The sequence below is a fragment of the Nocardioides fonticola genome, assembly GCF_039536805.1.
GTDB classification, from domain to species: Bacteria; Actinomycetota; Actinomycetes; order Propionibacteriales; family Nocardioidaceae; genus Nocardioides; species Nocardioides fonticola.
In genome coordinates, this window is the sequence record NZ_BAAAZH010000024.1 from 181,117 (window position 1) to 189,336 (window position 8,220).

The window sequence follows — 8,220 nt, forward strand, 5'->3', positions numbered from 1 at the left end:
GTAAGGAGTCATAGACCGAAACGCCGCCCGGAAGGAGGACGCCGTGAGCACCGAGCAGACCCGTCTCGCGCGGCTCCTCCAGGGCGCTCTCGACACCCGCAGCGCGGGCACGGTCGCCGCCCGCCACCTGCTCCGCGGCACCGCCCATGTGTCCGGACTGCCGGCCCCCTTCCGCGACCGCCCCGCCTACGCCGCGGCCCTCGAGGCCTACCGCCATGGCGACCTCCGGCTCGCCCGCGAACGCGCCCGCGAGGCGGGCCCGGCCGGCCGGCTGCTGGCGCGGCTCATCGACGGCGAGCTGGGGCTGCTGGACGGGCCGCCGGGGGACGACCTCCCCACCGGCCTCCCCACCAGCCTCCCCCCGCGACCCGTCGACGGCGGGCCGCGGCGCGTGCTCCACCTCGTGACCAACGCCTGGCCCGAGACCACCGCCGGCTACACCGTGCGCACCCGGGGCATCACCGAGGCCCAGGCCGCGGCCGGGCTGGAGGTCCACGTCGCCACGCGCCTCGGCTTCCCGGTCAACCGCGGGCGCATCGGCGCCGCTCGCGGCCTGCAGCGCGGCGGCGTCGCCCAGCACCGGCTGCCCGCGGGCCTCCCCCTACGGGCCGACGACGCCCTCCGGCGCGACATCGCGCTGACCGGCCGCCTGGCCGCGCGGCTGCGTCCCGACGTGCTGCATGCCCACAGCAACCACGTGAACGGCCGGGTGGCGCTCGCCCTGCGGGCCCGACTCGGGGTGCCGGTCGTCTACGAGGTGCGCGGGCTGCTCGAGGAGACCTGGCGCAGCCGCAGCCCGCACGTCGACGACGCACACGCGGTGGCCAGCGACCACTATCGGCTCACCCGGGCGGCCGAGACCCGGATCATGCGCGCCGCCGACGCCGTCGTCACCCTCAGCGAGACCCTGCGCACCGAGGTCATCGGCCGCGGCGTACCCGCCGAGCGGGTCGTGGTGGTGCCCAACTGCGTCGACGACGTCTGGCTGGCCGGCGAGGCCGTCGTCCACGCGGCCGACGCGCGGTCGGGCGACCCGCTGACCCTGCTCTACGCCGGCACGCTCAACGACTACGAGGGCGTCGACCTGCTGCTCGACGCCGTCGCCCTGCTGCGCTCGCGCGGGCTCGACGTCCGTGCCGTCGTCGCCGGCGGCGGTCCGGCGGCCACGCGCCTGCACGAGCACGCGGCGTCCCGGGGGCTCGGTGCCGCAGTGCGCTTCACCGGCGTGGTCGATCGCGATGCGCTGATCGCGCTGGCCCGCACGGCCGACGCCGTCTGCCTGCCCCGCCGCGACCTCCCGGTCACCCGGCTCGTGCCGCCGCTCAAGCCCGTGGAGGCGATGGCACTGGGCCTGCCGGTCGTGGCCGCCGACCTCCCGCCGCTGCGCGAGCTGCTCGCCGGGCGCGGCGTCCTCGTCCGCCCCGACGACGCCGACGCGCTCGCCGCGGGCGTCCTGGCGCTGGCCGACCCCGCCCGCCGTGCCGAACTCGGCGCCGCCGCGCGCGACCACGTCGCCCGCACCCGCACGTGGCGTGCGGCGGCGGCGTCCCATCTCGACCTCTACGGCCGCCTGGTCCCCTCCCGCGCCGACCTGCCGGCGACCGACGCCGTCCACCCCACCGCAGCACCCACCGCAGCACCCACCGAAGGAGCACTGCCATGACCGCCACCGATCACTCCGCCGAGGTGGAGATCCCGGCCGAGCCGAGCCTCGACCTCGTCGTCATCGGTCTGGGCTACGTGGGCCTGCCGCTGGCCAAGGAGGCCACCGCGGCCGGGCTCCGCGTCGTCGGCCTCGACGTCGGCCGGGCCATCGTCGCGGGCCTCAACGCCGGGCGTTCGCACGTCGACGACCTCAGCGACGACGACATCGCGGCCATGGTGGCCGCCGGCTTCCGCGCCACCACCGACGCCGCGGTGATCGCCGACGCCGCGACCGTCGTCGTGTGCGTGCCGACCCCCCTGGGCGTCGAGGGCGGACCCGACCTCACCGCCGTCCGCTCGGCGGTCGCCGCGATCGGCGCCCACCTGCGGCGCGGGCAGCTCGTCGTCCTGGAGTCGACCACCTACCCCGGCACCACCGAGGAGGTCGTCAAGCCGCTGCTGGAGGAGGCGAGCGGTCTGGTGGCCGGCGAGGACTTCCACCTCGCCTTCTCCCCCGAGCGCATCGACCCCGGCAACCCGACCTGGGGCCTGGCCAACACCCCGAAGGTCGTCGGCGGCCTGGACGCCGCGGCCACCGCGAAGGCGGCGGCGTTCTACGGCAAGTTCGTGCACACGATCGTCGAGGCCGCGGGCGCGAAGGAGGCCGAGACCGCGAAGCTGCTGGAGAACACCTACCGGCACATCAACATCGCGCTGGTCAACGAGATGGCGCGCTTCTGCCACGAGCTCGACATCGACCTGTGGGACGTCATCCGCTGCGCCTCGACCAAGCCGTTCGGCTTCCAGGCCTTCTACCCCGGCCCGGGCGTCGGCGGGCACTGCATCCCGATCGACCCGAACTACCTCTCCCACAACGTGCGGGCGAAGCTCGGCTACCCCTTCCGCTTCGTGGAGCTGGCCGAGGAGATCAACGCGACGATGCCCTCCTACGTGGCCCGCCGCGCCCAGAACCTGCTCAACGACCACGGCAAGGCCATCCACGGCTCCTCGGTGCTGCTGCTCGGCGTCACCTACAAGCCCGACATCGCCGACCAGCGCGAGTCGCCGGCCATCCCGCTGGCCCGCCACCTCGACCAGCTCGGCGCGCGCATCGTCTACCACGACCCGCACGTCGAGGAGTGGACGCCGGGCGTCGAGGTCTCCCGCGCCACCGACCTCGGGACGGCGCTCGCCTTCGCCGACCTGGTCATCCTGGTGCAGGCGCACGGCGCCTACGACGTCCCCGACCTGGCCGCGCGGTCGCGGCTGTTCTTCGACACCCGCGGGGTGACGGTCGGCCCCGAGGCGCATCGTCTGTGAGCGCAGCGAACCATTTGCACCGGCAGGCCATCCACCGCGCCAGCGGGGGATCGCCTGTGAGCGCAGGGGGAGGCGCCCGCTCGCCGCTGGCGCAGCTGGCGGCCGAGCACGGGCTGCAGCGCGTCGGCGTCCGGCCGCCGTTCGAGAGCTACCTCGCCCAGGCGTGGGAGCGTCGGCACTTCATGGTCGCCATGGCGGCCTCGAAGGCCTACGCGCGCAACCAGGCCGGCTACCTCGGGCAGGTGTGGGCCGTGCTCACCCCGGCCCTGTGGGCGGGGGTGTACCTGCTCGTCTTCGGCGTCGTGCTCCAGACGAACCGCGGTATCGCCAACTACACGGGCTTCCTCGTCGTCGGCGTCTTCCTCTTCCACTTCTCCACCTCCTCGATCTCCAACGGGTCGAAGGCGATCACGAACAACGCCGAGCTCATCGGCTCCCTGCAGTTCCCACGGGTGCTGCTGCCGATGGCCGCGGTACTGGCCGAGCTGTTCACGCTGCTGCCGGCGCTGGCGGTGATGATCGTGGTGGTGATCGCCTCGGGCGAGCCGGTGACGACGTCCTGGCTGCTGCTGCCGCTGGCGGTGGGTCTCCAGTGGATCTTCGGCACCGGTATCGCCCTGATCTTCGCCCGGCTGGTCGCCCAGGTGCGCGACGTCGCCCGCCTCGTGCCGTTCGTGCTGCGGGCGCTGATGTACACCTCGGGCGTCTTCTTCTCCCTCTCCCACTACGTGCACGACCCGACGGCGGCCGCGATCCTGCAGCACCAGCCGATCGCGCTGTACCTCGAACTCGCCCGGAGCGCGCTGCTGCGCGAGGTGCCCGCCGACCCGTCCGCCTGGCTGTGGGGGGCCGGGTGGGCGGTCGGCGCGGCCGTGGTCGGACTGTGGTTCTTCTGGGGCGCGGAGGAGAGGTACGGCCGTGGCTGACGCGACCGCCGGCAGCCCGCTGCGGCCCTCCCTCATCGTCGACGACGTGCACGTGCACTACCGCACCTTCGGCGGACGCCGGCTGCCCGACGGTGCCTCGTGGACCTCGCGGTTGCGCCGCCACGTGGGCGCCGTCGACGTCGTCCGCGCCGTGCAGGGCGTCTCGTTCGTGGCCCACCACGGCGAATCCATCGGGCTGATCGGCCACAACGGGTCGGGCAAGTCCACCCTGCTGCGGGCGATCGCCGGGGCGCTGCCGACGGCGAAGGGTCGCATCTACGCCGACGGGACGGCGTCCCTGCTCGGCGTGAACGCCGCGCTCATGCGCGACCTGTCGGGCGAGGCGAACATCGTGCTCGGCGCCCTGGCGCTGGGGCTCACGCCGGCGCAGATCCGCGAACGCTACGACGACATCGTCGACCTCGCCGGCATCGGCGACTTCCTGCATCTGCCGATGCGGGCCTACTCCTCGGGCATGGGGGCGCGGCTGCGGTTCGCGATCTCGACCGCGAGCCGGCCCGACATCCTCATGATCGACGAGGCGCTGGCCACCGGCGATGCGGAGTTCAAGCAGCGCAGCGGCGAGCGGGTCGCGGAGATCGTCGAGCATGCCGGCACGGTGCTGCTGGTCAGCCACTCGATGTCGACGATCCGCAGCATGTGCGACCGGGTGCTCTGGCTCGATCACGGCCGGCTGGTCGCCGACGGTCCCACCGCCGAGGTGCTGGAGGAGTACGCCGAGCGCACCGGCCGTCCGGTCGCGCGGCCGACGCCGCGCCCGAAGACCCCGGTGTCATGACGGCGCGGCGCGCGCTCGTGGTCACCGTCGTGCACCATCCGCTCGATGCGCGCATCCGGCAACGGCAGATCACCGCGCTGCTCGAGGCCGGCTGGGCGGTCACCTACGCCGCACCCTTCGGCGGCTACGGGGTGGCCGACACCGACCCGCGGGTGCGCACGATCGAGCTGCCGCGCGCGGTCGGACGACGCCGCCTCGCCGCGCTGCGGGCCGCCCGGTCGCTGCTGGCGCGGGAGGCCCGCGCGCACGACGTGGTGCTCCTGCACGACCCCGAGCTGCTGGTCGCGGCCCTGCTCGCCGGTCTGCGTCGACTCCCGCCGGTCGTGTGGGACGTGCACGAGGACACCGCCGCCAGCGTCGCCATGAAGGCCTGGCTTCCGGGCGTGCTGCGGCGGCCGGCGGCCGCTGCGGTGCGGTGGCTGGAGCGCCGGGCTGAGCGCCGCGTGCACCTGCTGCTCGCCGAGGACGGCTACCGGGCCCGCTTCGCCGTCGACCACCCGGTGGTGCCGAACACGACCGCGGTGCCGGCGCGGCCCTCGTCCCCCGAGCGGCCGGCGGCCGTCTACGTCGGCCACCTCACCGGGCCCCGGGGCGTGGTCGAACTCGTCGCGACCGGTCGGCTGCTGCACGAGCGCAGCGGCGGGCGCCTCGGCGTCCGGCTCATCGGGCCGGCCGACGCCGACTCCCGCGCCCTGCTCGACCCGCCGCCGCCCGGTGTCACCTGGCACGGCTTCCTGCCGCACGCCGAGGCGATGGCCGCGCTCGATGGTGCTCTCGTGGGGCTCTCGCTGCTGCACGACCAGCCGAACTACCGGGTCTCGCGGCCCAGCAAGGTCGCGGAGTACCTCGCCCACGGCGTCCCGGTGGTCACGACCGCGCTGCCCGAGGCGCAGCTGTTGGTCGAACGCTCGGAAGGCGGCGTCGTCGTCCCGTTCGTGCAGGGGGCTGCCGACCCGGAGGCGGTGGCCGACGCCGTCCTCGCCCTCGACGCCGACCCGCCGGGACGCCGGGCCATGGGCGCGCGCGGCCACGCCTACGCGGTCGAGCACCTCGACTGGCGGCGCCACGGTCGCGACTTCGTCGACCACCTCGCGAGGCTCGCCGGTACCGGGCGGCGTCCGACTCACCGGGTCTCGCGGCTCGTCGCTAGCGCTCCTCGCACCTCGACCACCGGCACCCCCGGTCACTGAGGTGCGAGCGAAGCGAGCCTCGAAGTGCCCGCACCCGAACGGCGACGCCTACCGCGGCAGCACCGTCGCCCGCTCCGAGGGTGCGTGCACCGCGAACGCGGCGCCCCCGTCGTGGCGCAGGCTCGAGCGGATCCGGAACCGGTCGCCGCAGGCCGCGGAGCGGTCGACCGTGACGACGCCGCGCACCGCGAGCATCGCGTGGTGCACCATCGGGGTGACCTTCCGCGATCCGGTGATCACCTGGGGCGCGGAGCACGCCTGGCCGGAGTCGGCGAGCTGGACGACGGTCACGATCGCGCGGGCGATGCTGCCGCGGGTGCTCACGTGCCCGGCGCAGATCTCGCGGCCTCCGGTGGAGGAGTCGCGGCTGCCGCCGACCGAGGAGCAGGTGGTGACCTTGTGGTCGGTGACGACCTGGAAGGAGCGTCCGGCGCGCACGCGGACGATGCGGCTCAGCGCCGTCCAGCTGCCCCGATCCTCGACCACACGGGAGGTCGCGTCGGTGTCGACGGTGCGGGCCCACGACCCGAGCGGTGCGCTCACCGAGAGGTAGGAGCCGGAGTCGACCACCCACACGTTGGACGAGGCGTAGCCGCGCGAGACCGGACGCGGCCGCAGGCCGCTCGCGAGCGCCGCGCAGGTGACGGTGCCGGTGCGCGGCGCGACGTAGACGAAGCGGGGCGTGAGCGTCGAGGTGCGGCCGCGCAGCACGTTCTCGGTGGCGCCGGCCCCGGGGATGTCGTTGGCGGGCGAGCAGGTGACCGAGGCGGCCGCCATCAGCGCCGAGTCCGGGGTCGACGACGGCTGCCGGGCGATGATCTTGCCGGCGATGAGCCGGCGCTCCCCGGCGACGGCGCGGAAGGTCACGGAGAAGATCCGCACGATCCGGTCCTCGGAGCTCGGCGAGCGGTAGGCCGGGATCGCTCGGGAGGAGTCGGCGTGCTCGTCGCGGGTCGCCGGCGAGGATTCCGTGGATCGCGCCGTCCGGTGGGGCGCGGAGCGGGCGAGCACCGACGACGGGCCGGTGCTCGAGAGGACGACGGCATCGGTCGGCGTCGGCATCGCCTCGGCGATCCCGACGGATCCCGACGTCTCGACGACGATCGCCACGACCGTCGTCAACACGGCGAACGCCGCCCTGGCCCTGCTCCCGATCACCCCGGCCCCCTCTGCGCGAGCACCACGGTAGGTAGGACCGGGCAGGCCTGTCAGGAAAAGCCTTCAACCTGTGGGACGGGTGTGACGATCAGCGGTTCGCGATGCCGTCCAACCGCAGCAGCGTGGACTCGTCACGATGGCTGCCGTCGGTGCCGACGTGCTTGTCCGAGATCGTCGGCCCGTTCTTGAGCACGTGCACCAGCGCCATCCCGTGACCGCGGCCGAGGGCGTACTCCTCCTTCAACCAGGCCAGCACGTCGCCGGCCTTGGTCGCTGCGTCGAAGCCGCGCGGCGCGGCGGCGTCGAGCAGCTCCTGCGGGGTGCGGCCGGTCTTCTTCTCGGCACCGTCGAGATACGCCTGGAACGACATGCGGTTCTCCTGAGAACGGGATGGATGTGGAGGTGGGGACGGCCGGGGTTCAGGCGAGGCGACACCAGCTGCCACCGGAGACGACGCGCACGACGTCGCCGTCGACGACGATCGCGCTGAGATCGTCCAGACCGTAGGCGGGGTGCCCGAGGTCGGCGGCCCAGGCCTCGGCCGCCGCGCGGGTGTTCTCCTCCAGGTCGGGGTGGTCGAGGTGCGGGAAGAGACAGAAGTCCACCAGCCCGAGTGCGGCGTCCCCTCCGCCGGGCGGTTCCCAGCCCACGAAGTCGGCGCCGATGCGCGGCGTCATCACCATGCTTCCGGCACTCATGCCGACCCAGACGGTGTCCTCCAGCTCGGGCAGCAGGTCGAGCAGGCCGCTCTCGCGCATCCAGTGGGCGAGGTAGAGGGCGTCGCCGCCCGAGACGAGCAGGACGTCGGCGTCGCGCACCAGCGCCTGCCAGCGCTCGGCCGGGATGCTGGTGAGAGCGGTGAGCTCCAGCAGCGCGACCGATCGCCACCCGAGGTCGACCATCGGCTGCTCTGCCCGGCCGGCGACGAACTGCCAGACCCGTTCGCCCGGCCCGGCGTAGGGGTGCCCGTACATCGCCGTCGGGATCGCGACCGCCGAGCACTCCTCGATGGGGCGGCCGAGCAGCTCGACGAGAGCGTCGCGGATTGCGGGGGCGGAGACACCGCCGGAGGTGAGCAGCAGCTTCATAGGGGTCCTCGAGGCAGATCGGGTCGCGTGCGGTCGACGGTATCGACCGGTGCGACCCGCCCGAGTCATCGCGCCGACCGCGGAATCACGGCGCG

At 74.1% G+C, this 8,220-nt stretch carries 8 protein-coding genes; 5 read left to right on the top strand and 3 right to left on the bottom strand.

Features of this window, described 5'->3' with window-relative positions; translation table 11 throughout:
- Window positions 1-43 precede the first annotated feature (43 nt).
- From ABD671_RS15960 to ABD671_RS15980, 5 genes are read left to right on the top strand one after another with little or no spacing between them, the layout of a single operon-like run.
- The gene (locus tag ABD671_RS15960; protein WP_344734420.1) at window positions 44-1,663 is read left to right on the top strand and encodes a glycosyltransferase family 4 protein; all 1,620 of its coding nucleotides are present in this window, start codon (window positions 44-46) and stop codon (window positions 1,661-1,663) included.
- A complete protein-coding gene (locus ABD671_RS15965) occupies window positions 1,660-2,964 on the top strand; it encodes a nucleotide sugar dehydrogenase (protein ID WP_344734421.1) in 1,305 nt (434 codons plus the stop codon). The genes ABD671_RS15960 and ABD671_RS15965 overlap by 4 nt, the downstream gene beginning before the upstream one ends.
- Window positions 2,965-3,020: 56 nt before the next feature.
- Window positions 3,021-3,890 (top strand): ABC transporter permease, encoded by an 870-nt coding sequence (locus ABD671_RS15970; RefSeq protein ID WP_344734423.1) that lies wholly within the window; start codon window positions 3,021-3,023, stop codon window positions 3,888-3,890.
- Window positions 3,883-4,689, top strand: a complete 807-nt coding sequence (locus ABD671_RS15975) for an ABC transporter ATP-binding protein (RefSeq protein WP_344734424.1) — start codon at window positions 3,883-3,885, stop codon at window positions 4,687-4,689. The genes ABD671_RS15970 and ABD671_RS15975 overlap by 8 nt, the downstream gene beginning before the upstream one ends.
- Window positions 4,686-5,879 (top strand): glycosyltransferase, encoded by a 1,194-nt coding sequence (locus ABD671_RS15980; protein WP_344734425.1) that lies wholly within the window; start codon window positions 4,686-4,688, stop codon window positions 5,877-5,879. Before ABD671_RS15975 ends, ABD671_RS15980 begins: the two co-directional genes overlap by 4 nt.
- A 48-nt stretch (window positions 5,880-5,927) precedes the next feature.
- Here the strand turns inward: ABD671_RS15980 and ABD671_RS15985 are convergent, their stop codons facing one another.
- The 3 genes from ABD671_RS15985 to ABD671_RS15995 all read right to left on the bottom strand — a co-directional run bounded on the left by ABD671_RS15985 (window position 5,928) and on the right by ABD671_RS15995 (window position 8,125).
- The gene (locus ABD671_RS15985) at window positions 5,928-7,037 is read right to left on the bottom strand and encodes a hypothetical protein (RefSeq protein WP_344734426.1); all 1,110 of its coding nucleotides are present in this window, start codon (window positions 7,035-7,037) and stop codon (window positions 5,928-5,930) included.
- A gap of 88 nt (window positions 7,038-7,125) precedes the next feature.
- Complete coding sequence (locus tag ABD671_RS15990) at window positions 7,126-7,407, bottom strand: DUF4287 domain-containing protein (RefSeq protein ID WP_344734427.1); 282 nt, start codon at window positions 7,405-7,407, stop codon at window positions 7,126-7,128.
- Window positions 7,408-7,456: 49 nt separating this feature from the next.
- Window positions 7,457-8,125, bottom strand: coding sequence for a Type 1 glutamine amidotransferase-like domain-containing protein (locus tag ABD671_RS15995; RefSeq protein ID WP_344734428.1), 669 nt, complete (start codon window positions 8,123-8,125; stop codon window positions 7,457-7,459).
- Window positions 8,126-8,220 lie beyond the last annotated feature (95 nt).